Here is a 22,704-nt window from a genome sequence, read left to right on the forward strand (position 1 = left end):
CTGCTTGTGTCCGGATACGTTCCCCGTTTCCCGAGCTTTGTTTCAGCCCGCTTCACCATTCGCTCCATAGACTCCAATGAATGCCCGACTGCCAACCGTACATTTGTTCGATTGTGTTCGGGCAATAGCGGGAATACATGAGCCTTCACGCAACATTCCCTATAACTACACGTCCTTCTCCGATCGCGAGATCGTGATCCGCCTGCTCGGCGTAGAGGCGTGGTTGGTGCTCGACGCACTGCGCGCCGAGCGCCACACGGGCCGCTCGGCGCGGCTGCTGTGTGAGGTGCTCGGTGACATCTGGGCCGTGCGCCGCAATCCGTACCTGCAGGACGACCTGCTTGATAACCGAAAGCGTCGCGCGTTCCTGATCGGCACGCTGCATGACCGGCTGACCGAGATCGCAAGGCGTCGCCGTGTGCGTGTGGATGGCCAGCATGGTGGCGCCGGCCGCGAGCGCGCGTTGCGCGTCGAGATGCTCGAAGGCGCCGCGCAGCGTGCGGTGAACGAGTTCGCCGACGAATTCGAAAAAATGGCCGACCTGCGCCGCCGAGCGACCAAGGCGCTCGGCCGCTGCACGCAGAAGGACAACATCCGCTTCGACGGGCTGTCGCGCGTGTCGCACGTGACCGACGCGACCGACTGGCGCGTCGAATACCCGTTCGTCGTGCTGACGCCCGATAGCGAAGCCGAGATCGCGGCACTGATCAAGGCCTGCTTCGAGCTCGGCCTGACCGTGATCCCGCGCGGCGGCGGCACCGGCTACACGGGCGGCGCGGTGCCGCTCACGCCGTTCTCCGCGGTGATCAACACCGAGAAGCTCGAGCAACTCGGCGCGGTCGAGCTGACCGAGCTGCCGGGCGTCGCGCACAAGGTGCCGACGATCTTCTCCGGCGCGGGCGTCGTCACGCGCCGCGTGACCGAGGCGGCCGAGGCGGCCGGTTACGTGTTCGCGGTCGACCCGACGTCGCTCGACGCATCGTGCATCGGCGGCAACGTCGCGATGAACGCGGGCGGCAAGAAGGCCGTGCTGTGGGGCACCGCGCTCGACAACCTGGCCTGGTGGCGGATGGTCGACCCGGACGGCAACTGGCTCGAGGTCACGCGCCACGAGCACAACCAGGGCAAGATCCACGACATCGCGGTCGCGCGTTTCGAGCTGAAGTGGTTCGACGGCGCATACGCGCCGGGCGAGAAGCTGCTGCGCACCGAGATGCTCGAGATCGAAGGCCGCCGGTTCCGCAAGGAAGGGCTCGGCAAGGACGTGACCGACAAGTTCCTCGCCGGCCTGCCGGGCGTGCAGAAGGAAGGCTGCGACGGGCTCATCACGTCCGCGCGCTGGGTGCTGCACAAGATGCCCGCGCACACGCGCACCGTCTGCCTCGAATTCTTCGGCCAGGCGCGCGAGGCGATCCCGAGCATCGTCGAGATCAAGGACTACCTGTTCGAGACGTCGAAGCAGGGCGGCGCGATCCTCGCGGGCCTCGAGCACCTCGACGAGCGCTACCTGCGCGCGGTCGGCTACGCGACCAAGAGCAAGCGCAATTCGTTCCCGAAGATGGTGCTGATCGGCGACATCGTCGGCGACGATGCCGACGCCGTGGCGCACGCGACGTCCGAAGTGATCCGGATGGCGAACGGCAAGAGCGGCGAGGGCTTCGTCGCGGTGAGCGCGGAGGCGCGCAAGCGCTTCTGGCTCGACCGCAGCCGCACGGCCGCGATCGCGAAGCACACGAACGCGTTCAAGATCAACGAGGACGTCGTCATCCCGCTGAACCGGATGGGCGAGTACACCGACGGCATCGAGCGGATCAACATCGAGCTGTCGCTGAAGAACAAGCTGCAGCTCGTCGACGCGCTCGAAGCGTTCTTCCGCGCCGGCAACCTGCCGCTCGGCAAGACCGACGACGCGAACGAGATCCCGAGCGCCGAGCTGCTCGAAGACCGCGTCCAGCAGGCGCTGGAACTGCTCAAGCGCGTGCGGGCGCGCTGGGAATTCGTGCGCGACCGGCTCGACCAGCCGCTGCGCGAGGCGCAGCACTACCTCGTGCAGCTCGGCTACGAGGCGCTGGCCGAGAAGTTCGCGGATCGCGCGGACGAGCAGCCGGGCGCGACCGTGTTCCACATCACGCAGGACCGCACGGTGCGCATCTCGTGGAAGCAGGAGATCCGCGCGGAGCTGCGCGCGATCTTCAACGGCGGCGCGTTCAAGCAGATCCTCGACGAGGCGCAGGCGATCCACAAGCAGGTGCTGCGCGGCCGCGTGTTCGTCGCGCTGCACATGCACGCGGGCGACGGCAACGTCCACACGAACATCCCGGTCAACTCCGACAACTACGAGATGCTGCAGGACGCGCACGCGTCGGTTGCACGCATCATGAAGCTCGCGCGCTCGCTCGACGGCGTGATCTCCGGCGAGCACGGGATCGGCATCACGAAGCTCGAGTTCCTGACCGACGACGAGATCGCCGAATTCCGCGCGTACAAGCAGCGCGTCGACCCGAACGGCCGCTTCAACAAGGGCAAGCTGCTCGACGGCGCCGATCTTCGCAACGCGTACACGCCGAGCTTCGGGCTGATGGGCTACGAGTCGCTGATCATGCAGCAGTCCGACATCGGCGCGATCGCCGATTCGGTGAAGGACTGCCTGCGCTGCGGCAAGTGCAAGCCGGTGTGCGCGACGCACGTGCCGCGCGCGAACCTGCTGTACAGCCCGCGCAACAAGATCCTGGCGACGTCGCTGCTGGTCGAGGCGTTCCTGTATGAAGAACAGACGCGCCGCGGCGTGTCGATCAAGCACTGGGACGAGTTCAACGACGTGGCCGACCACTGCACGGTGTGCCACAAGTGCGCGACGCCGTGCCCGGTGAAGATCGACTTCGGCGACGTCACGATGAACATGCGCAACCTGTTGCGCAAGATGGGCAAGAAGAAGTTCAACGCCGGCAATGCGGCGGGCATGTTCTTCCTGAACGCGACCAACCCGCAGACGATCAACCTCGCACGCGGCATGATGATGGGCGTCGGCTACAAGGTGCAGCGCTTCGCGAACGACATGCTGAAGAACGTCGTGAAGAAGCAGACGCAGCACCCGCCGGCGACGACCGGCAAGCCGCCCGTGGTCGAGCAGGTGATCCACTTCGTCAACAAGAAGATGCCGGGCAACCTGCCGAAGAAGACGGCGCGCGCATTGCTCGACATCGAGGACAACAAGATCGTGCCGATCATCCGCAACCCGAAGTCGACCACCGTCGATTCGGAAGCGGTGTTCTACTTCCCCGGCTGCGGCTCCGAGCGCCTGTTCTCGCAGGTCGGTCTCGCAACGCAGGCGATGCTGTGGGAGGCCGGCGTGCAGACGGTGTTGCCGCCGGGGTACCTGTGCTGCGGCTATCCGCAGCGCGGCTCGGGCCAGTACGACAAGGCCGAGAAGATCGTCACCGACAACCGCGTGCTGTTCCACCGGGTCGCGAACACGCTGAACTACCTCGACATCAAGACGGTGGTCGTGTCGTGCGGCACCTGCTACGACCAGCTCGCCGGCTACGAATTCGACAAGATCTTCCCGGGCTGCCGGATCATCGACATCCACGAGTTCCTGCTCGAGAAGGGGATGAAGCTCGACGGCGTGACGGGCACGCGCTACATGTATCACGACCCGTGCCACACGCCGATCAAGACGATGGACCCGGTCAAGCTCGTCAACGAGCTGATGGGCACGGAGAAGGACGGCTACAGGATCGAGAAGAACGACCGGTGCTGCGGCGAATCGGGCACGCTCGCGGTCACGCGCCCGGACGTGTCGACGCAGGTCCGCTTCCGCAAGGAAGAGGAGATCCGCAAGGGGGCGGCGAAGCTGCGCGGCATCCCGGTCGTGGCCGGCGATGCGAGCGCACCGGCGCCGGCCGCGAACGGCGGCCCGGACGTGAAGATCCTGACGAGCTGCCCGTCGTGCCTGCAGGGCCTGTCGCGCTACAACGAGGACGCGAACATCGAGGCCGACTACATCGTGGTCGAGATCGCGCGCCAGGTGCTCGGCGAGAACTGGATGGCCGATTATGTCGCACGTGCGAACCATGGCGGGATCGAGCGCGTGATGCTATGAGCGAAGGGCCTCGTCAAACAAATGCAGACGCGGCCGGTTTTCGGGATCGAGCCTATGCGCCGGCGGTCAACGTCGCAACAACATGATCCTGAAGCTCGCGTTCTCGTGCATGGATAAAGAAGTGATCGCCGTCGAACCGATGAAGTGCGAACGGCCCGTCGCTGTAGCGACGCCATTCGCGCAGCGCGTCGATATCGACATGCGGATCGCGCAGGCCGCCGAATACGGTCAGCCCGCACGGCAACGTGAAAGGCGTATCGGGGCAATATCCTTCGGCGAGTGCCAGATCGGCGCGTAGCGCTCGCAGGAAGTGCCGAAGCCAGTCGGGCTCCGACAGCAGGGCGTCCGGCGTTCCGCCCATCGTCTTCAGCCAACGGATAAGGTCCGGTTCGGGCAATCGATGAAGCGATAACAGACGAGGTGCGACATGCGGTGCACGGTGTGCGGCACAGAACGCGTGGATCGGCTCGGGAAGCCCTCGGCGGCCGAGCTCCCTCAACCATTCGATACCGACGACACTGCCGAAACTGTAACCGAAGGTGCTGAATGGCTTGTCAAGGAGCCCGCTCGCGGCCCTTGCCAGTGCATCTACCATGGCGTCGATCGATGCGGGTGGCGCTTCCGCGAAGCGTGTTTGGCGTCCCGGCGGTTCGACCGCAACGACTTCAATCCAGCTGGGCAGGTCAAGCGCCCAGCGTCGATAGAGCAGCGAGCCCGCTCCGGCGTACGGGAAGCAGAACAGCCGATGCGTCGCGGCGGGTTGCGGGCGATGCAGGATGAACCAGGGCGTGATCTTGACTGGCATGCCGATTCAGAACGGAAGTCGTGAGGAGTCTCGGCCGCGATCCGACCCGGTGCGGCGCTCCGATGCCGGCACAGCGTAATCGGAAGGGCGGGTGACGTGTGCCGTCCGACGGTACAGGTTGACGATCCGACCCGGTCGTGATCGCTCCCGAAATCGGGAAGGGACACCACGTCCCGGCATCGGCGCCGCCCCTGGGCGCTGCCCCAACGAACAGGTTTTTCCGTACACGCAAGTTGGTATTCTGCGCTGCGCGATCGTCCCTGCGCGTTGCTGTCGCGGGCCGCCAACTTCGTACATCGAGACCATGAACGCCGTAATACTCGAAGCCGTTGAGAAGTCATACCTGATGGGTTCCGTCAACGTGACCGCGCTGCACGACGTCACGCTTGATATCCGCGATGGAAGACTGACTGTCATCGCCGGTGCGTCCGGCAGCGGGAAGTCGACGTTGCTGAATCTCGTCGGTTGTGTAGACCGGCCGGATCGCGGCCGCATCGTCGTTGCAGGCGAGGAGGTCGGCCGCTTGTCGGACGACGCACTGTCCGACTTTCGAGCTCGCCGGCTCGGCTTCGTCTTCCAGAACTTCAATCTGCTGCCGGTGCTCACCGCACACGAGAACGTCGAATATCCGCTGCTGCTAGCGGGTTCGCGACTGACCGAATCCGAGCGCGCGCTTCGCGTGCGGGACATGCTCGATGCAGTCGGCCTTGCGGACAAGGCGCATCACCGGCCAGGGCAGATGTCTGGCGGTCAGCGACAGCGGGTCGCGATCGCCCGCGCACTCGTCGGGTCGCCGAACCTCGTGTTGGCAGACGAGCCGACCGCCAACCTGGACAGCAAGACCGGACAGCAGATCATCGCGCTGATGCGGCGACTGCAACGGGAGCGGCGCGTGTCGTTCGTGATTTCGTCGCATGATCCGCAGGTGCTCGCGGCGGGCGATGACGTCGTCCACATTGCCGACGGCAGCGTGTCCACCGTGACACGCACCGATGCACAGGAGGCGTTCGCATGAAGACATTGTCGCTCGCGCTGCGCAACCTGCTGCGCAACCGTCGCCGTTCGATCACGACCTTGCTCGCGATGATCGTCGGCGCCCACGCGGTGCTGCTGTTCGGCGGCTATACGCGCAACATCACGTATGGTCTGCAAACCGATTATGTGAAGTACGGCGGCCACCTGCAGATCGAACGCAAGGGGTTCTACGAGTTCGGGAGCGGGAATCCTTCCGAGTACGGGATCGAGAATTACGAGGCGATCATCGATGCGGTGAAAGCCGACCCGGTACTGGCGCCCATGGTGCTCGTCGCGACCCCCACGCTGCAGTTGCAGGGTATTGCGGGCAACTTCGATGCCGGGTTGTCGCGCACCGCACTCGCGCTCGGCGTGCGTGTCGACGACCAGAACCGGATGCGCGACTGGAACGACTATCACTTTCCGGTGACGATTCCGCCGATGGCGCTCACCGGCACGGCAGGCGACGCAGCCGTGATCGGTACGGGCCTTGCGCGCGTACTCGAACTGTGCGGACCGCTCAAGGTACCCGACTGCAAGCCGCCCAAGAAGCCCGCAGACACGGCGAAGACCTCGCCGCTGCCGGCCGACATCGCGGCGCTCGCCGACGGGTTGCGCGACGTGCCGTCTGCCGCGACGGACGGGCGTCGGATCGAACTGCTCGCAGCGACCGCGCGCGGTGCGCCGAACGTCGCGGAACTGCAGGTGGTGAAGGCGGAACGGCAGGGGATCAAGGAATACGACGACATGTACGTGGGCTTGCATCTTGCGCAAGCGCAACGGCTCGTCTACGGCAACGAGCGGCCGAAGGCGACGGCTGTCGTCGTGCAATTGCGCCACACCGCGGATTTGCCCGCCGCGAAGGCCCGGCTTGAGACGTTGCTCAACACCAAATTCGCCGGTACGGACACGGAAGTGGTCGATTACACCGTGCTGAATCCGTTCTACGGCCAGGCGCTTGCGATGTTCACGACACTGTTCGGTTTTGTCGCCCTGCTGATCGCTGCGATCGTGCTGTTCACTGTCGGCAACACGATGAGCACGGCAGTGTTCGAGCGCACGGTCGAAATCGGCACGCTGCGCGCGATGGGATTACGCCGCACCGGCGTGCGTCGCCTGTTCCTGTGCGAAGGGTTGCTGCTCGGCGTGATCGGCGCGGTGCTCGGCGTCGTCAGCGCAGCGATGCTCGCCGGCGTCATCAACGTCAGCGGTCTTACGTGGACACCGCCGGGCCGCTCGCCGGTGCCGCTGATCATTCGCGTGTGGGGCGAGAACGACCTGATCGTCGGTACCGCGATCGGCCTGCTGCTGGTGTCGATGCTTTCCGCGTTGCTGCCCGCGCGCCGCGCGTCCCGAATGGAGATCGTCGATGCGCTCCGCTACGCGTGATCGAGCGACCGGACCCTGCACGAATGAAATGATGGCGAAATCTATTCGTCGGCGGTTTGTCATGTTAGCCTTCGCCGGGAGCTGCGCCGCATGGCTCGGTGCGTGCGGCGCACCCACCGAGCAGTCGGTTCCCGCGGGGCTGAATCTATCGCTGACGCAATCGACTGCGGCAGGCGCATATGTCGTGACGCTCGAGCCGCCCACGACGCCGCCGCCACTGAACCGGATCCATGCATGGACCGTCACCGTGAAGCGTGCGTCGGGCGAGCCCGTGCGCGATGCGCGCATCGACGTGAGCGGCGGGATGCCCCAGCACGGGCACGGTCTGCCGACGCGCCCTCGCGTCGTCCCGGACGACGGTAATGGCGTGTATCGGCTGCAAGGGATGAAGTTCAGCATGCCCGGGTGGTGGACGATCACGCTGAAGGTACGGGAGGCGCAGGGCGGCGACGACGTGACGTTCAACGTCGTGTTGCCGCCCGCGGTGGCGTCATGACGATCGAAACGGGCGCCATGCCCGTTTACTGGATGAATTCCATTCACGGAGAAGCTTCAATGCGAAGAGTCGTGCTGTACTGGATGATGTTGCTGCTCGCGCCGTTTGCATCTGGGATCGCGAGTATTGCCCACGCGGGGCCGGCGAACGAAGCATCGGCACCCGCCGCGGCCGCGCCCGTTACCGCTCGCGCCGACCGGCTGCCCGCCTATCAGCCGCGCTTCGGACGCACGCGCCCGATCGTCGCCGTCGTTGGCGAGAACTACTATACCGAGCTGACCGATTACGTCGTCCCGTATGGGATCGTCGCCGAATCGGGCGCCGCGGATCTCGTTGCACTGGCAACGAAACCGGGTCCCATCCGGATGTTCCCGGCACCGATGAACGTCATTCCGGACGAAACCACCGCGCAATTCGACCAGCGCGTGCCCGAAGGCGCGGACTATGTGATCGTGCCGGCCGTGCATCGCGACAGCGATCCGGCGCTGCTTGCATGGGTCGCCGAGCAGGCGAAGAAGGGGGCGACGATCATCGGCGTGTGCGACGGCGTCTGGGTCGTCGCACGCGCGGGTCTGCTGGAAGGCCGCCGCGCAACGGGGCACTGGTACTCGATGAACGACCTGCGCAAGAAGTTCACCGATACGCGCTGGGTCGATGGCAAGCGCTACGTTGCCGATGGCAAGGTCGTCACGACGACCGGCGTCACCGCGACGATTCCGGTGTCGCTTGCGCTCGTCGAAGCGCTCGCCGGTCGCGAACGGGCGCTGCAGGTCGCCGAGCGACTCGGACGCCCCGCGTGGTCATCCGAGATCGCAAGCGATCGCTTCAATCTCGGCTTGCCGGCGATGGCGACGATCGCGACCAACTACGTGTCGTTCTGGTCACATGAGGATTTCGGCATTCCGATCGCGCCGGGCGTCGACGAAATTGCGCTCGTGCTCGAAGCTGACGCGTATTCGACCACGTTCCGCTCGACTGCCTACACGGTTGCCGCGAACCGCGAACCGGTGCGCACCCGGCGTGGACTGACCATCGTTCCCGACCGCGTAACCGGCGTCGACGCGCCGACGCGTATGTTGTCCGCACCGATTACGCGCTATCCGTTGCATGCGCTCGACGCGTCGCTGAAGGCGATCTCGTCGGAATTCGGCAAGCGCACGGCCGCATGGGTTGCACTGCAGATGCAATATCCGGGCTACTGAGCAGCGCACCGCAGCTTCGACTTATTCATCCCCAGTCGTGCCGGTTTTCCACCCGTTCCGGGTGGAGAGCCGCGCTCGTCCCTGTCATTCCGTACTTGCTCCGGAGATTCCGATGCAGACGCATTCGATGGCGCGCCTGTGCGCTGCCGTGATCCTGGCACTTGCCTGCAGTGCCGCAAAAGCCGCGCCAGATCCACAGCGCATCCTCGCCGCGAGCGATGCCGTGCGCAACCCGAGCGAACCGTTCACGCTGAACGTCACGCTGACGCAATACACCGACGGCAAGCAAACGGATTCGAACGCACTGACCGCCTATTCGCGGATCAATCCGGCGAGCGGCCAGTTTCGCAGCCTGATCCGGTTCGCGGCGCCCGCACGCGACGCGAACAAGCTGATGCTCAAGAGCGGCAACGACCTGTGGTTTTTCGATCCCGCGAGCAAAGCGACGATCCGCATTTCGCCGCAGCAACGGTTGCTCGGGCAGGCGTCGAACGGCGACGTGGTCACGGTCAATTTCGCGCAGGGCTATCGCGCGCAGGTCGAGGCCGAGGAGGACGTGCAGGACGGTGAGCGCCAGACGCGCCGTGCATACCGGTTGAAGCTCGTCCAGAGCGTGTCCGACATGACCTATCACTCGATCGAAATGTGGATCGACGCGGCGGACTCGCGTCCGGTGAAGGCACGTTTCTTCAGTGAAAGCGGCAAGCTCCTCAAGACCGCATTCTATCGACGTTATCAGCAACAGCTGGGCGCGCTGCGGCCAACCGAGATCGTGATCATCGACGGGCTCAATCCGAATCTCGTGACCGTGATGCGCTATGCGGACTATGTCGCGCGCGAGATTCCGGACGCCTGGTTCCAGTCCGATTTCATGGCCCGTTTCCAACCGGAATGATGAAGCGACTCAGCATCGTCTGCATTGCGTTGGCCGGCGCGGCAAGCACGTGCCACGCGAGTGACGCGGAAGAGGCGGGCCTGGCGCTCGCCGACGCGACGCCGGTGCAGACGGTTGACGACGGCAAGTACCAGTTCAGCATCGAACCAGGCCTGCGCTTCGCTACCCTGCGGCCAGGCGGCACGCGGATGGCCACGCGCCTGTCGCTCGACCTGACCGCGCGCCATGCGTTCTCGAGCGGCTGGGGCATCAATCTCGCCGATCGACTCGACCTGAACGGTCCATTACGCTTCGATGACGACTCCGGTGCGATCAACACGCTGAAGGAACTGTACGTGGACGGTCGTGTGGGCGGCGGCAAGACACTGCTGCAGGCCGGCCGCGTCAACGTGAGGCTCGGTGTCGCCACCGGCTACAACCCGACCGACTTCTTTCGCGACAACGCGGTCCGCTCCGTGACATCGGTGGATCCCGCGAGCCTGCGAGAGAACCGGCTCGGCACCGTGATGTTGCGCGGTCAGCAATTGTGGGCAGACGGTTCCGTCAGCGCGCTTGTCGCGCCGCGCATCGCGGATCATGCAACCGACGCGTCGTTCTCGCCGGACTTCGGCGCAACGAATCAGCGCACGCGCTGGATGCTTCAGTTCAGCCAGCACGTGATCTCGGATCTGTCACCGCAGATCGTGATCTATGACGACGGAAAGCCGGGCAGTTCGCCGCAATTCGGCGTCAACCTGGTCCATCTCGTGAACAATGCGTGCGTCGGATACGCGGAATGGTCCGGAGGGCGAGGGCCGTCGACGCTCGCTCGCGCGCTCGGACGCCCGTATAGCGATGTCGCGTTTCGCTGGAAGCTCGCAACAGGCGTGACTTGCACGACGTCTCGCAATCTGTCCGTCACGCTGGAGTATGACCGGGATGGCGCGGCACTCGATCGTGCCGGCTGGCAGGCGCTGCGCAACGGCCCCCCGGCCAGCTACGCCGCGTATCGGGCGCTGTCGGCCGCGCAGCAAGACCCCGTCACGCGTGACGGGCTGTTCGCGATGGTCAGATGGCAGGATGCATGGTTCCAGCGTCTCGACCTGTCCGGTTTCGTCAGGTTGAACCTCGCGGATCGCAGCAGGCTCACCTGGCTCGAAGCGCGCTATCGCTTCGCCCGTACCGACGTCGCACTGCAATGGCAGATCAATGCGGGCGCGTCATCGACCGAATTCGGCGCACTGCCGCAGTCGAATCTTTGGCAGCTGCTCGTCAAGCACTACTTATGACGCGGAGCATGTGCGCATGTTTCGCGCGACGCGTGGCGCCGCACACATCGAGGAGCAATTCATGAAAAGCTACGTTACGTCGGGTAACGGACTGCCGCAATGGCCATCGCCGATCAGTCATGCGGTCGTCGCAAACGACACCTGTTACCTTAGCGGTCAACTGTCATTGGACGCCGATGGTCGCTATGTGCCCGGTACACCCGCGGAAGAGGCCAGACGCGCGTTCGCGAACCTGTTCAGCGCGCTCGATGCGGCAGGCTTCGACCCTCGGGATCTGGTATTCGTCGACATCGCGTTCGTCGACATCGGTGCGCTTGCGGAGGTGAACGAGGTATACGCGGACCTGTTCCCCGCCGATCGTCGCCCCGCGCGAACCGTATACCAGGCGGCCGCGTTGCCGTTCGGCGGCCAGGTGAAGGTGATGGGCGTAGCCGTTCGCGACGCCTCCCGTTGACGTGCGACGGGAGGCGGCCGGTCAGCGCTCGACGATGGGGCCGGAGAAGGCGCCGAGCAGGGCGACGAGCTGTCGTTGTTCCTCGTCCGACAACGCGATTTTCTTCAGTTCGCTATGCCCGATCGCAGCCGCCGGCGCGTCCGCGTAGTGCCGCATCACGGCTTCAAGGGACGCGAATTGTCCCGCATGCATATACGGCGGTCGCAGTGCGACGTTACGCAGGCTCGGCGTTTTGAACGCGGCAAGCATCTGCGGGTCGTCGGTCGAGATGAACTGCAGCTCGTCGCACTGCTCGGGCTTTGCGTCGCTGAACGGTCCCATGCAATTGAATTCGTCGTGCAGCACCTTGTCGACCGCCGCCGCGCGGCCGGTATCGGAGGCCGCTCCGCTGCGCGGCGGTACGCCGATGTTGTGGAACTGACGATCGCTCAGCATCGGCCCGGTGTGGCACGTCACGCATTGACCCTTGCTGATGAATACGCGCAGCCCCGCCTTTTCGACCGCGCTGAGCGCCGCGAGCCTGCCCGGGTCGCCAGTCAGGACACCATCGACGTAAGTATCGAAGTTCGACGGCCCGTACTGCAGTGTCGCTTCGTACGCCGCGATCGCCTTGCCGAGATTCGCGAACACGCGCGACACGTCGGTGCGCGTGCGTTCGTCGAGTGCCCGCCACGCCGCCTTTTCGACGTCGGTGCCAAGCGGACCCGCGTCGCGCGGCAACGCGCTCAGGTTGGGTAATGGTCCGAACAACGACTCGTATTCGCCACGATAGTGCTCGGCCAGCACATGTGCGGCGCGCAGCCGGGTGCCGGCGTGTTCGTTGTGATCCTCGATCGGCCCGATCGCTTGCGACCACACACTGTCCTTGCGGCCGTCCCAGAATAGCCATGGAGAGCCGGCCACGCCGACCACGGGCATCGTGCGGCGTACGCCGGTGCCCAGGCCGATCGCGAGGGGTCGCCCGTCCTCGAACTGGCGGTCGACGGCGTGGCAGCTGGCGCAAGCGATTGCACCGTTGCGGCTGAACCGCGGGTCGGCGAACAGCCGTTTGCCGAGCCGCGCCGCGTTCGCGGACGTCGCGACCCGATTCGACGGATCGGCCTTTGCGGGCGTGCTGGACGGCATGCGCATCGACTTGAGCAGCGCCTGCTCGTCGGCGCTCCAGCGATCCGGCGTATCGGCAGTTTCGGTCGCCGCGTCGGACGTGTGGGCGGGCCATGCACTCCAGACAAGCGTTGCGGCGACAACCGCGGCGGTCGCCAGCCCGTAATGCGTGCGGGACGGCCGGCGCACGCGCCGGCCCGGGTCACGCGATCGCATCGATCGTGCGCGGCGCCGGCAGCAGCGCGTGCGTGTTGCCGGACATCAACCACTTGCGTTGCACCGGCGCGACCGCCGCCAGCGGACCATTGGGGGCCAGAAACTGTTCCATCACCTTGCGATGGCCCCCCGAATTGCGAAAGACCGGCCAGTCGGTGCCGAACAGGATCTTGTGATTGATGTTCATGCGGAACAGCTCCGCGAGGGCGGTCGACCAACCCTGAGGATGCTGGGAACCGAGAAACGCGCTGATGTCGAGATACACATTCGGTCGATACGCGCACTGTCGCACGCACGCGTCGACGTGATGGACGGCGCCGTGCGCGAGGATGAAGTTCACGTCGGGAAAATCGAACGCCGCGCGGTCGAGCAGATCGGGGTGCGAGTACGCGAATTCGAGCGTCGGGCTGGTCGGACCCACGTGCAGCAGAACCGGCAGCCGGTGTGCGCGACAGATTTCATACAGCGGGTAGAGGATCTTGTCGCTCGGGCTGTAGCCGCAGGGCGGATACAGTTTCAGCCCGGAGAAGCCGTACTCGACCACGCCTTTCTCGAACAAGGCGACAGCGTCGGCACCCCAACGCGGATCGACTCCGCCGAACACGTGGAAGCGCTCGCCGTGGCGCTGCAGAATCGCATGATGCTCGGCGTACATCTCGGCGATCGTCAGGTCGCTCTTCATCACGTACGTGAAGTCGGGCAGCAGCAGGACGGCCTGTTCGATACCGGCCGATGCCATGTCGACTGCCAGTGCGTCGCCGAAGTGGTCCTGGCTCTGCGCGAGGTAGGTATCCAGGAGTTCCGAGCGGGATTTCCGAACGCCGTTTGCGACGAGCCGCACATGAACGTTGGCGCACAAGCCCTCGAGGAACGCGCTCGGGATAAAGCGCGTCGACGCAATGTGGCAGTGCGAGTCGATGATCGGGCCGCTGTAGATCGGATCGCTCATACCGATGCTTTGGCTGCGACAGCACGGTCGGCCTCGCGGCCGCGGAGCATGCCGAGCGCACGTTCCTTGAGGTCTGCCACGCGCTGCATCATGAAGTGGCCCGCATGAACCTTCCCGTCTGCGCGCGCGTAATCCGGCAAGGTGCCCCAGATCTGGAAGCCGTAATGCTCCCAGACCCGATGCGCGGGCGTGCCGTCGCGCACGTCGAGCGTCACCAGTTCGACATGGTCCAGATCGCATTGCAGTGCAATTTCGACGAATGCGGCGGGCAGCACACCGCCGCCTCGATAGGCATCGTGGATCATGCCTTTCGCGAGATCGGTGATGTGGCGATTGTTCGGGTTCAGGTTGCGGCGCAACGTGCACAGGCCGATCAGCTGTGCCGTGCTGGCGTAGATCGTCAGCAGACGTACCTTCTCCGCGGCGAGATTCGAGCGCAGTTCATCGAGGTAGCGGATCGCTTCCGCATCCGTGATGGTTTCGGCGAAACCGATGATCGGTGCGCTCTCGCTCGTGCGTCGCATCAGCTCGATGACCTGCGCCCCCAGTGCATCGTCGACGGTGTTCGCCCAACGATACGTGACATGCGTGACGTCGACCTTCGGCAACACGATCGGGTACTGTGCGCCGTCGGCAAGCTGGGTACGGATGGAGTCGTTCATGGGTGTCCCTGGGTCACATGGTTTCGAGGGCCACGGCGCTTTCGGCGCGTGGCGGCGTCGCGGTGTTGCAAAGGTCGTCGAGCACGGCCTGGAGGCCATGATCGATGAGCCATTGATCGTCGTAAATCGTGTCCAGATACTTGGTGCCGCTGTCCGGGAGTACCAGCACGATGTTGGCCGGGCCTTGCAAGGTCGCGATGTAGCGGCGCGCGGCCTGCGCGATCGCGCCGGATGAGCCTCCGAGCAACAACCCTTCGTCGAGCGCGAGACGGCGGCAACCGACGAATGCGTCGCGATCTTCGATGCGCATCGTGTCGTCGACGAGATGAATCAGGATGTTGCCGGGCTGGAAACTGAGGCCTGCGCCATTCTGCAAATGCGGTCGGTACGTGCCGCCGAACACGACCGAGCCGGCGGGTTCGACGCCGATCACGCGGGTCGACGGATCACGCTCCTTCACATAGCGCGCGATTCCGCTCAGATGGCTGCCGGTGCTGGCCGACACGATCACGGCGTCGAGCCGATCGGCCAGCTGGGAAACGATCTCCGGTCCGGTGGAGTAGTAATGGGCGTCGATGGCGGCCGGATTGTTGTACTGATCGAGGTTGACGCAGTTCGGCACGCTCGCGGCGATCGCTTTCGCGACTGCAATTCGCTTCTTCTGAAAACTGCCGGTCTCGTCCGGTTGTTCGACCATCTCCACCTCTCCACCGAATGCCCGCACGAGGTTCGCATTCGTCTTCGGTGTCTTCGGGTCGAGCACGCAAATGAAGCGATATCCGCGTGTTGCGCACAGCATGGCGAGCGCATGCCCCATGTTGCCGGACGTCGATTCGACGATCGACCAGCCCGGTTTGAGGCCATGATCGCGCTCTGCCTGGCGCAGAAGCTGGAGGGCGCTCCGGTCCTTGACACTGTTGCCGGGGTTGTAGCACTCGAGCTTCCCGAACACGCGAATTCGCCGGTGTTCGTTCGACAGGCTCTTCAGATAAAGCAGCGGCGTATCGCCGATCAGTTCGACAAGACTGTTTGCGTACATTCGAATTCTCCGACCAGCTGGTTGACGGTGGCTTGTGCGTCGTTCGCGAGTGGCGCGACGCGATCGGACGCGTGTGATCCGAACTGCTGTCACAGCGCGACTTTAGTGACCGAGGCCCCGGGTCTGTAACTGTCCGAACGGGCATCGGACCGGGCGGCCGTCACAGTTCGCCCGACTCCATGTCGCCGTACCCGGCATCCGCGAAGAATCGCAGTCGCGGATGCGGAAGTGCGTCGGGCGCAAGAATCGGGTTGTCGACGAACGTGCCGACGAGTCGCGCCAGGAGCGCCGCGTTCTGGTGAACCATGTGATGACTGCCGCCCAGCATTTCGATCTGGATCGGACGAAGCAGCGCAGAAGCAATGGCCCGCGCGCGCGTCGCGCAGGTCATTTCGTCGTATTCCCCGGTAACGAGCATGGCCGGGATTTCCGCGACCGAACCGTCGCGCTCGGACTCGATTCGATGCGCGCGGAAGTTCAGCAACTGCTGGCTGTAATCGATCATGTTCGTCGCGGACATGAAAGGCGCGTGCAGCCAGTGGCGCGTCGACGAATCGGACAGCGCGAACATCGATGCATGCCCGTCTCCGCGAGCATCGCTTCGTTCCCGCTTCTCCAGCAGCGCCATCATCGATTTCGCCATGCTGTCCGCAGCCTTCGGCATACGCGCGACGAGCGAACACATCGTGTTGAGATTGTTTTCGTAGGGGCTGTCCGCGCCGTCGTAGTCCTGCGCGCCGGCAAACGACGGTGCGATCAGGCTCATCGATGCGATACGGCCGGGCAGCGCTCGCGCCAACGCAAGCGCATATCGCGCCCCTCCGCACCAGCTCGCGACGTGAATCGCGTCGATCCGCTCGACGTCGAGCAACTCGGCCACGCTGCGTGCATAGCGGCCAGGGGCATCGGGATCGGAATAATACGCACGTGTCAGTCCTGCTTCGGCAGGCGTGTCATCTGCTTCGTCCACCAAATAGATGGAAAAATGCGGCGCCAATTCGGCAGCGAAATCATGCCAGACGTCGTGCGGGATGCCGAAGGCGTTGATGAGCAGCAAGGCCCGGGAACCCCCTCCGCAATTCAGATAGACATGCCCGTTTCCGGTCGTGATGCGCCGCGCGGACGGCAGGTCGACAAACCGGGGCGCGACGCGTCGCTCATGCGCTGCGGCGTGAGCGGCGACGCGCGAGGCGATCCGATCGCCCCAGTCGAAGTTGTCGCAGCACAGCCGGTGCACCCGGACGTCGGTGGGGAACTCGCGCGCGTCGTCGCGGCATCCAAGCGTCTGCGCTGCGTGCCGCAGGTTCGTATCGAGCAGGTCGAGCACTGCGTCCGGACCGTCTTGCACGGAGCGGGTTCGCGTCGGAACCTGCGCGAATCCGGCGACGCTCGCAGCGAGCGCTTGCCACGTGATGCGCAGGTCGCCGTACACGACGTGAAGGCCGGCCGTCGCTTCGGCCGCAAGCCAGGCCAGCACGGCTTCGGCCGTCAACAGGTGAGCCGCGCCGGCCGATTCGCCGGGCAATGCCAGCGGTTCATGCTGAAAGTAGGTATCGGCGCGCCGGCGCACCTCGAACACGGTATCGGCGACCGCATCGGCGAGCGTATCGAGCGGTGGTAACGACAGGGTACTCGCGTCGTCGATGATATCCGTGCCGTTCGCGAGCGCGTCGCCGAGCACGACGATGCATGCGTCGGTCATGGACGCCGCGTCGACGCCGAGCGCGGCCGGGATCGTCCGTGGCAAGGACGCGAATTCGCGCGTACGCCGGAGCTCGGGATCGTCGATGACGATAGCGATCCGCTGCGTGTCGGGGGCGCTCAGCGTATCGCGAAGTCTCGCAACGCGCGCGTTTGTTTTCGGGTCCGCCGCGGTGCGGGCGGCTGATGCCGCGTCGCCGGTGCCGAACGCGATGCGCATTGCGTCGAGGTCGCCGGCAAGCAGCAAATGGATGCTGCCGTAGCCGCCGGCGGAAGATGCCGTGCGCGCGTCGAGTGGTTGACCGTTCAACGGAAATCGATCGTTCATCGCCATCTCGCTACGCTTTCACGGACAACAGCATTTCGACGAGATCGACCGCGTCGCCGATGGTTTCGAGATTCGCGACCTGTTCCGTGTGCGATGCAAAGCTGACGCCAAGGCGATCCTCCGTCAGCGCCATCAGGGACAGCAGCGAAATCGAATCGAGCATCAGGTCCGACGTCAGCGACGTTTCGCGAGTCAGCATGTCCGGCGCGATATCGAGCGCGGCAATCTGTGGAATCAGTTCGGTAAGCGTAGCGAATACATTCGCGTGGTCGTCCATCGGATGCTCCAAGTGCCGTAGGGGTTTCGCTTTATAGCGTCAAGCCGCCGCACTGCCTACCTGCACTGACGTACAGGATTGGCGTACAGGTGAAACACTCGCCCGAACGGACAGGTTTCAGTCTTGAAAGCCGCCATTACATTGCCGGTTACCTTACCGACAGGGAACGACCATGACCCTCGCAAACGAAGCTGTGCTGATGGACAAAGCGACCTTCTCGCGCACGCTGCGCGAAACGCTGGACGAACAACTGACCCTCGATCATCCGATCTTCGCGGAGTTGTTTACGCCGCAGAAAAACTGGCGCTTGCTGAAGATCATCACGCTCGAGGGATACCAGATCACCCGGTACTTTCTCGAATACATCGAGAACCTGTACTTCCGTTGCCCGTTTCCCGACCACAAGCGCCGGCTGCTGTACAACCTGTTCGAGGAGGAGACGGGACGTTTCTCGAAGACGAAGAACCATGTCGAGCTCATGGAGGACTTCATTCGGGCGCAACGGATCAGCGACGAGGAGCGCGATGCGTGGGTACCGTCTGCCGCGACCCGTGAGTTGATCGAGTATCGGCTCGAGAACTGCAAGGGGGCGGGCACCTACCATATCGGTGCTGCCGCGGTGATGATCGCCAGCGAAGGGCAGAGTCTGGAAACCCGCGCAGGCGAAGCACGCCACGCCATTCTGGCGAAGTGCTATGGACTGACCGAGGAAGACACGCGCTTCTTCTCGGTTCACCAGAAGGAAGACGTCGCGCACGTCGCCGAGGGCATCTCGCTCGTGACCGATCTGTGCACGACCGTGGAGATGCAGCAGGAAGCCCTGTTCTCGGTGCGCCACACGTGCAAGCTGTTCTGGAACATGTATGAAAGCGCGGCACAAAAGTACTACGCGTCCGCGGAGGGCGTCGCGCACGCGTGACGGGAAAACGCCGATGATGACCTTCGATGATCTCGTCGCCCGCCTGCGCGACAGCAGTCATACCTTGACCTTTGTCGACGACAAGGGAGCCGAAACTGTCCGGACTTTTCACGAACTGTTCGAGGACGTGCTCGCTACGGTGGAGCGCGGCAACGCGATCGGCCTCGTGCCAGGGGCACGCGTCGGCATCGCGGCACCGAACGGCTACCCGTGGATCGTGTGGGACCTTGCGTGCATGGAGCTCGGCTGCGTATCGGTCGCTTTCCCGAACGATCGCCTGCCCGACACGTGCGACGCATTGATCGAGCGCTACCGACTGAGCGTACTTGCGGTGGATGCACGGTGGCTCGATTCCACCGAGTCGATCGCTGGCCGGGTCATCGATATCGACCCGGCCGACGCGCGCGGTTCGGACACGCGTATCGAGCCGGTGCTCGTCGAGCATCGGCCGGATACGCATTCGCTCGTGTTCAGCTCCGGCACGACCGGCAAGAACAAGGGGCTCGTGATGAGCCGGCGCGGTACCGCGCACCTGCTCGATCTGTATCGCGACGCGTTCGGCGTCGCGCCGGGCGAGCGCTTCCTGACGTTCCTGCCGTTCGCGAATTATCAGCAGCGGATGACGTATTACTTCTGCCTGTATCACGGTGTCGATCTCGTTTCCGTGCCGTTCCACGGACTCTTTCCGGGTCTCAAACGGCATCGCCCGACGTTCGTGATCGCGCCGCCCGTCCTGTACGAGACGCTGCATACCGTGGCGCGAGCGGCCGCCGGTCCTGCCGGCGATCCCTCGACGCTCGCGGAGCGCCTGAGCGCGCTGACGGGCGGCAACATCCGTTACATGATCACGGGGATGGCGCCGATCAAGCGCGCCGCACTCGATTTCTTCTGGGACTGCGGGATCGAGCTGTACGAGGCGTTCGGGATCACCGAGGCAGGGATGGTTGCCTGGAACAAGCCCGGACGCGTGCGAGTCGGCACGGTCGGTCAACCGGCGGAGCCCGGCAGCGTGTCGTTGTCGGAAGACGGCGAAGTGATCGTGACGCGAAGCGCACTGCTTTCGCTGGGTTATTTCGATGCGCCGGAAGAAGACATCCGCGCGACCTTCGTCGCTCCGAACGCGGTGGCGACGGGCGACATCGCCGAGTTCGACAGCGATGGCTTCCTGCGCGTCGTCGGTCGCAAGAAGGACGCAATCATCACGAGCAACGGCGAGAAGTTCCATCCCGAGCCCATCGAGGCGCTGTTGTATCGCGATCCACGTGTCGAGGTAGCCGTCGTGATGGCCGGCTCGCACGCGGGGCTGAGCGTCGTCATCGCCACGCGCCGGCCGGACGATGCCGAAGTAACCGGCGCGTTGCGCGAGCTCGTCCGGGCAGTCAATGGCACGCTTCCTGCGCAGCGGCAATTGACGAAGGTCATTTTCACCGACCGCGAATTCGACGTCGAAGGCGGCCTGCGCACCCGTAACCTCAAGCTCAATCGCCGCGCGATCGCGGACGCGTTCCTGCGCGACGCATGAGATCACGCTCTTGCGCGAGCCCCCGCGTCTGCGCGGCGGCTCGCGCCGACCTCATCCTGGACACACCATGACGACGCATCCGAACTCGAATCCGAACGTGTTTACGATGGATGTCGAACCGACCTCCATCATCGAGACGCTCGCGCACCACACCGAGCGGGACCCCGATCGCGTCGCGCTGACGATCTTGCGCGACGGCGAAGCGATCGAAAGCGAAAGCACTTTCGGCGATCTGTACGCCGGCATGATGCGCGTCGCGCGCGGCCTCGCGCACTTGACCGAGCCGGGGGCGCGCGTGCTGTTGCTGCTGCCGACCAGCGCCGAGTTCGTCTGCACGTTCTACGGGTGCCTTGCATCGGGCCGCGTCGCCGTACCGGCCTATCATCCGCAGCAGGTACGCAAGGTCGCGCAATGGTTGAAGCTGCAGGCCATTGCCGACAATTGCGGCGCAACGCTGATCGTCGCGCCTGCGACATCGATCGACACGCTCGCGACCTTGCGCGAATCGCAGCAATTGTTTTCCGGCTGCAAGCTCGTCACGTACGAAGCGCTCGTCGATGCAGGGGTGCCGGACGTGCCGGGGCTGCCGCACATGCCCGATGCGAGCGATCTGGCGTTCCTTCAATACACGTCCGGATCGACGGGCACACCGAAGGGCGTGATGATCACGCACGGCAACATCATCGACAACCAACGCGCGATCGCGACGTTGATGCAGCACGACCGCGACACGCGCATGTTGTCGTGGCTGCCGCTGTATCACGACATGGGACTGTCGATGCCGCTGCAGCTGGCGTCGATCGGGCTGTCGGTCGTCCTGATGTCGCCCGTTGCGTTCGTCCAGCAGCCGGGCCGATGGTTGCGTGCGATCTCGGCGCACCGGGCAACGACGTCCGGCGGGCCCAATTTCGCGTATGCGCTTGCGGCAGCTGCACTGAACGCAAGCGATGCCGGAGAGGCGCTCGACCTGTCGAGCTGGCGCGTTGCATTCTGCGGCGCCGAGCCGATTCATCGCGAGACGGTCACCGACTTTATCGACGCTGCGCACCCGCACGGTTTCGCGCCCGGGTCGTTCTACCCGTGCTACGGGATGGCAGAAGCGACGCTGATCGTATCGGGCGTCGGGTGCGGTGAAGGCGCCTGCTATCTGGACGTCGATAACGTGAAGCTCGCCGCGGGTGTCGTCGAGCCTGTCCAGCCCGACCACACGAATGTAAAGAGCCTCGTTTCGTGCGGCGGCACGGCGCCCGGCACCGAGATCCGGATCGCGGGCGCCGACGGTCGCCCGGTTGCCGATCCGAACGGTGTCGGAGAGATCTGGGTCCGCGGCGGCGCGATCGGCGTCGGTTATTACGGCAACCCGGACGCCACGCAGTCGACGTTCGGTGCGCATTTCGAGGCCGATCCGGACGCGCGTCCGTTCATGCGTACCGGCGATCTGGGCGCAATCGTCGACGGCCGCCTGTACGTGACCGGCCGCGTGAAGGACATGCTGATCGTCCGCGGGCGCAATCTGTATCCGCAGGATATCGAGGCGTGCGTGCAGGATGCGGTGCCGGCGTTGCGCCGCGGCTGCGGCGCCGCCGTGTCGGTGCACGTGGATGGAGAAGAGAAGCTCGTGATCATCCAGGAGGTCGGCCGCACCGCGCGCCGCACGATGGACCTGGACGCAACGCTGCGGGCGATGGTGATGGCGGTCGGCGAGGACTTCGGCGTCACGCCGCACGCAATCGTGCTGGTCGAGCCGGCGACCATCGAGAAGACGTCGAGCGGCAAGATCGCGCGCGCGCTGTGTCGTCGCGCGTATCTTCAAGGGGAACTGCGCGCCGTCGCCAACTGGACCGATGGAGCCTATGCGAGTGGCGCCGGTGCAGCGCCGGACTTGACGGCCGCGCCGGTAGTCGCACCGGCACCCCCGGACGTCGATTCAGGCACGACGCTGGTCGAGCGAGAGATCGCCGCCCGGATCGTACGGGTCGTCGCGGAACGACTGAAGATAGCCGAAACGCAGGTGTCTCGCACGGCCGCGTGGGTCGAGATGGGTTTCGATTCCATGAGCGCGCTGCAATTCTCGTTGAAGGTGCAACACGCGATCGGGCTGACGTTTGACGCAGCCGTGCTGTGGGATTGCGCGAATGTCGAGCAGCTCGCCGCGCATCTGGCCCGGATGGGCGGCGCCGCGGACGCGCTACGGTCGAGCGATGCACCCGCACCGGCTCCGGCGCGGGCTTCGGCCGATGAAGACGCGCAGGCGGCACGGTCCCCCGAGCAGCTCGCGGCGCTCTCCGATGCGGACGCCGAAGCGCTGCTGCTGAAAGAGCTGCAGCGTTGAGCCGTACCCCGGCAGTGCCGTCCCGCGAAC

At 64.8% G+C, this 22,704-nt stretch carries 18 protein-coding genes; 11 read left to right on the plus strand and 7 right to left on the minus strand.

The genetic code is table 11. From position 1 onward, the window contains the following. The first annotated feature begins 76 nt into the window (after positions 1 to 76). Entirely contained in the window at positions 77 to 4,102 is a 4,026-nt protein-coding gene (locus tag ABD05_RS30880; RefSeq protein WP_047903987.1) for a DUF3683 domain-containing protein, read from the plus strand. A 52-nt stretch (positions 4,103 to 4,154) separates the two neighbouring features. On the opposite strand, the gene ABD05_RS35460 is transcribed toward ABD05_RS30880, so the two are convergent. Continuing rightward, on the minus strand, positions 4,155 to 4,907 hold the full coding sequence (locus ABD05_RS35460) for a thioesterase II family protein (protein WP_047903988.1): 753 nt from the start codon (positions 4,905 to 4,907) through the stop codon (positions 4,155 to 4,157). 304 nt (positions 4,908 to 5,211) lie between these two features. Here ABD05_RS35460 and ABD05_RS30890 point away from each other — a divergent pair, with 304 nt between their 5' ends. From ABD05_RS30890 to ABD05_RS30920, 7 genes are all read left to right on the plus strand, one after another. Continuing rightward, positions 5,212 to 5,922, plus strand: coding sequence for an ABC transporter ATP-binding protein (locus tag ABD05_RS30890; protein WP_047903989.1), 711 nt, complete (start codon positions 5,212 to 5,214; stop codon positions 5,920 to 5,922). Beyond that, positions 5,919 to 7,310 carry an ABC transporter permease gene (locus ABD05_RS30895; RefSeq protein ID WP_047903990.1) on the plus strand — a complete coding sequence of 464 codons (1,392 nt, stop codon included), beginning with the start codon at positions 5,919 to 5,921 and terminating at the stop codon, positions 7,308 to 7,310. Before ABD05_RS30890 ends, ABD05_RS30895 begins: the two co-directional genes overlap by 4 nt. A 61-nt stretch (positions 7,311 to 7,371) precedes the next feature. Next, positions 7,372 to 7,806: a FixH family protein gene (locus ABD05_RS30900; protein WP_047903991.1), complete on the plus strand. Its 435-nt coding sequence runs from the start codon at positions 7,372 to 7,374 to the stop codon at positions 7,804 to 7,806. A gap of 59 nt (positions 7,807 to 7,865) precedes the next feature. Further along, entirely contained in the window at positions 7,866 to 9,008 is a 1,143-nt protein-coding gene (locus ABD05_RS30905; protein ID WP_047903992.1) for a DJ-1/PfpI family protein, read from the plus strand. Between the two features lie 112 nt (positions 9,009 to 9,120). Then, positions 9,121 to 9,903 carry an outer membrane lipoprotein-sorting protein gene (locus ABD05_RS30910; protein ID WP_047903993.1) on the plus strand — a complete coding sequence of 261 codons (783 nt, stop codon included), beginning with the start codon at positions 9,121 to 9,123 and terminating at the stop codon, positions 9,901 to 9,903. Next, positions 9,900 to 11,171, plus strand: coding sequence for a hypothetical protein (locus tag ABD05_RS30915; RefSeq protein ID WP_047903994.1), 1,272 nt, complete (start codon positions 9,900 to 9,902; stop codon positions 11,169 to 11,171). Before ABD05_RS30910 ends, ABD05_RS30915 begins: the two co-directional genes overlap by 4 nt. A 16-nt stretch (positions 11,172 to 11,187) precedes the next feature. Further along, positions 11,188 to 11,625 (plus strand): RidA family protein, encoded by a 438-nt coding sequence (locus ABD05_RS30920; RefSeq protein WP_238594218.1) that lies wholly within the window; start codon positions 11,188 to 11,190, stop codon positions 11,623 to 11,625. Between the two features lie 21 nt (positions 11,626 to 11,646). Here the strand turns inward: ABD05_RS30920 and ABD05_RS30925 are convergent, their stop codons facing one another. From ABD05_RS30925 to ABD05_RS30950, 6 genes are all read right to left on the minus strand, one after another. After that, a complete protein-coding gene (locus ABD05_RS30925) occupies positions 11,647 to 12,945 on the minus strand; it encodes a cytochrome-c peroxidase (RefSeq protein ID WP_047903995.1) in 1,299 nt (432 codons plus the stop codon). After that, a complete protein-coding gene (locus ABD05_RS30930) occupies positions 12,932 to 13,894 on the minus strand; it encodes an amidohydrolase family protein (RefSeq protein ID WP_053060014.1) in 963 nt (320 codons plus the stop codon). The genes ABD05_RS30925 and ABD05_RS30930 overlap by 14 nt, the downstream gene beginning before the upstream one ends. Beyond that, positions 13,891 to 14,556 carry a GNAT family N-acetyltransferase gene (locus tag ABD05_RS30935; RefSeq protein WP_047903996.1) on the minus strand — a complete coding sequence of 222 codons (666 nt, stop codon included), beginning with the start codon at positions 14,554 to 14,556 and terminating at the stop codon, positions 13,891 to 13,893. Before ABD05_RS30935 ends, ABD05_RS30930 begins: the two co-directional genes overlap by 4 nt. A 13-nt stretch (positions 14,557 to 14,569) precedes the next feature. After that, complete coding sequence (locus ABD05_RS30940) at positions 14,570 to 15,595, minus strand: PLP-dependent cysteine synthase family protein (protein ID WP_047903997.1); 1,026 nt, start codon at positions 15,593 to 15,595, stop codon at positions 14,570 to 14,572. 160 nt (positions 15,596 to 15,755) lie between these two features. Continuing rightward, positions 15,756 to 17,624 carry an alpha/beta hydrolase gene (locus ABD05_RS30945; protein ID WP_148669181.1) on the minus strand — a complete coding sequence of 623 codons (1,869 nt, stop codon included), beginning with the start codon at positions 17,622 to 17,624 and terminating at the stop codon, positions 15,756 to 15,758. Positions 17,625 to 17,634: 10 nt separating this feature from the next. Continuing rightward, positions 17,635 to 17,901 carry an acyl carrier protein gene (locus tag ABD05_RS30950; protein WP_047903999.1) on the minus strand — a complete coding sequence of 89 codons (267 nt, stop codon included), beginning with the start codon at positions 17,899 to 17,901 and terminating at the stop codon, positions 17,635 to 17,637. Between the two features lie 172 nt (positions 17,902 to 18,073). Here ABD05_RS30950 and ABD05_RS30955 point away from each other — a divergent pair, with 172 nt between their 5' ends. The 3 genes from ABD05_RS30955 (at position 18,074) to ABD05_RS30965 (ending at position 22,674) form a co-directional block, all read left to right on the plus strand. Further along, positions 18,074 to 18,820 carry an iron-containing redox enzyme family protein gene (locus ABD05_RS30955; protein WP_047904000.1) on the plus strand — a complete coding sequence of 249 codons (747 nt, stop codon included), beginning with the start codon at positions 18,074 to 18,076 and terminating at the stop codon, positions 18,818 to 18,820. Between the two features lie 13 nt (positions 18,821 to 18,833). Next, on the plus strand, positions 18,834 to 20,342 hold the full coding sequence (locus tag ABD05_RS30960) for an AMP-binding protein (protein ID WP_047904001.1): 1,509 nt from the start codon (positions 18,834 to 18,836) through the stop codon (positions 20,340 to 20,342). A 67-nt stretch (positions 20,343 to 20,409) separates the two neighbouring features. Next, a complete protein-coding gene (locus ABD05_RS30965) occupies positions 20,410 to 22,674 on the plus strand; it encodes an AMP-binding protein (RefSeq protein WP_047904002.1) in 2,265 nt (754 codons plus the stop codon). Positions 22,675 to 22,704: the final 30 nt, after the last annotated feature.

The sequence above is a fragment of the Burkholderia pyrrocinia genome (genome assembly GCF_001028665.1).
Taxonomy (GTDB): Bacteria; Pseudomonadota; Gammaproteobacteria; order Burkholderiales; family Burkholderiaceae; genus Burkholderia; species Burkholderia pyrrocinia.

Bases quoted from the DNA above. Each gene is read 5' to 3' on its own strand.
- ABD05_RS30880 (WP_047903987.1), top strand. From the start codon at position 77: ATGAATGCCCGACTGCCAACCGTACATTTGTTCGATTGTGTTCGGGCA.
- ABD05_RS35460 (WP_047903988.1), bottom strand. From the start codon at position 4,907: ATGCCAGTCAAGATCACGCCCTGGTTCATCCTGCATCGCCCGCAACCC.
- ABD05_RS30890 (WP_047903989.1), top strand. From the start codon at position 5,212: ATGAACGCCGTAATACTCGAAGCCGTTGAGAAGTCATACCTGATGGGT.
- ABD05_RS30895 (WP_047903990.1), top strand. From the start codon at position 5,919: ATGAAGACATTGTCGCTCGCGCTGCGCAACCTGCTGCGCAACCGTCGC.
- ABD05_RS30900 (WP_047903991.1), top strand. From the start codon at position 7,372: ATGTTAGCCTTCGCCGGGAGCTGCGCCGCATGGCTCGGTGCGTGCGGC.
- ABD05_RS30905 (WP_047903992.1), top strand. From the start codon at position 7,866: ATGCGAAGAGTCGTGCTGTACTGGATGATGTTGCTGCTCGCGCCGTTT.
- ABD05_RS30910 (WP_047903993.1), top strand. From the start codon at position 9,121: ATGCAGACGCATTCGATGGCGCGCCTGTGCGCTGCCGTGATCCTGGCA.
- ABD05_RS30915 (WP_047903994.1), top strand. From the start codon at position 9,900: ATGATGAAGCGACTCAGCATCGTCTGCATTGCGTTGGCCGGCGCGGCA.
- ABD05_RS30920 (WP_238594218.1), top strand. From the start codon at position 11,188: ATGTTTCGCGCGACGCGTGGCGCCGCACACATCGAGGAGCAATTCATG.
- ABD05_RS30925 (WP_047903995.1), bottom strand. From the start codon at position 12,945: ATGCGATCGCGTGACCCGGGCCGGCGCGTGCGCCGGCCGTCCCGCACG.
- ABD05_RS30930 (WP_053060014.1), bottom strand. From the start codon at position 13,894: ATGAGCGATCCGATCTACAGCGGCCCGATCATCGACTCGCACTGCCAC.
- ABD05_RS30935 (WP_047903996.1), bottom strand. From the start codon at position 14,556: ATGAACGACTCCATCCGTACCCAGCTTGCCGACGGCGCACAGTACCCG.
- ABD05_RS30940 (WP_047903997.1), bottom strand. From the start codon at position 15,595: ATGTACGCAAACAGTCTTGTCGAACTGATCGGCGATACGCCGCTGCTT.
- ABD05_RS30945 (WP_148669181.1), bottom strand. From the start codon at position 17,624: ATGAACGATCGATTTCCGTTGAACGGTCAACCACTCGACGCGCGCACG.
- ABD05_RS30950 (WP_047903999.1), bottom strand. From the start codon at position 17,901: ATGGACGACCACGCGAATGTATTCGCTACGCTTACCGAACTGATTCCA.
- ABD05_RS30955 (WP_047904000.1), top strand. From the start codon at position 18,074: ATGACCCTCGCAAACGAAGCTGTGCTGATGGACAAAGCGACCTTCTCG.
- ABD05_RS30960 (WP_047904001.1), top strand. From the start codon at position 18,834: ATGATGACCTTCGATGATCTCGTCGCCCGCCTGCGCGACAGCAGTCAT.
- ABD05_RS30965 (WP_047904002.1), top strand. From the start codon at position 20,410: ATGACGACGCATCCGAACTCGAATCCGAACGTGTTTACGATGGATGTC.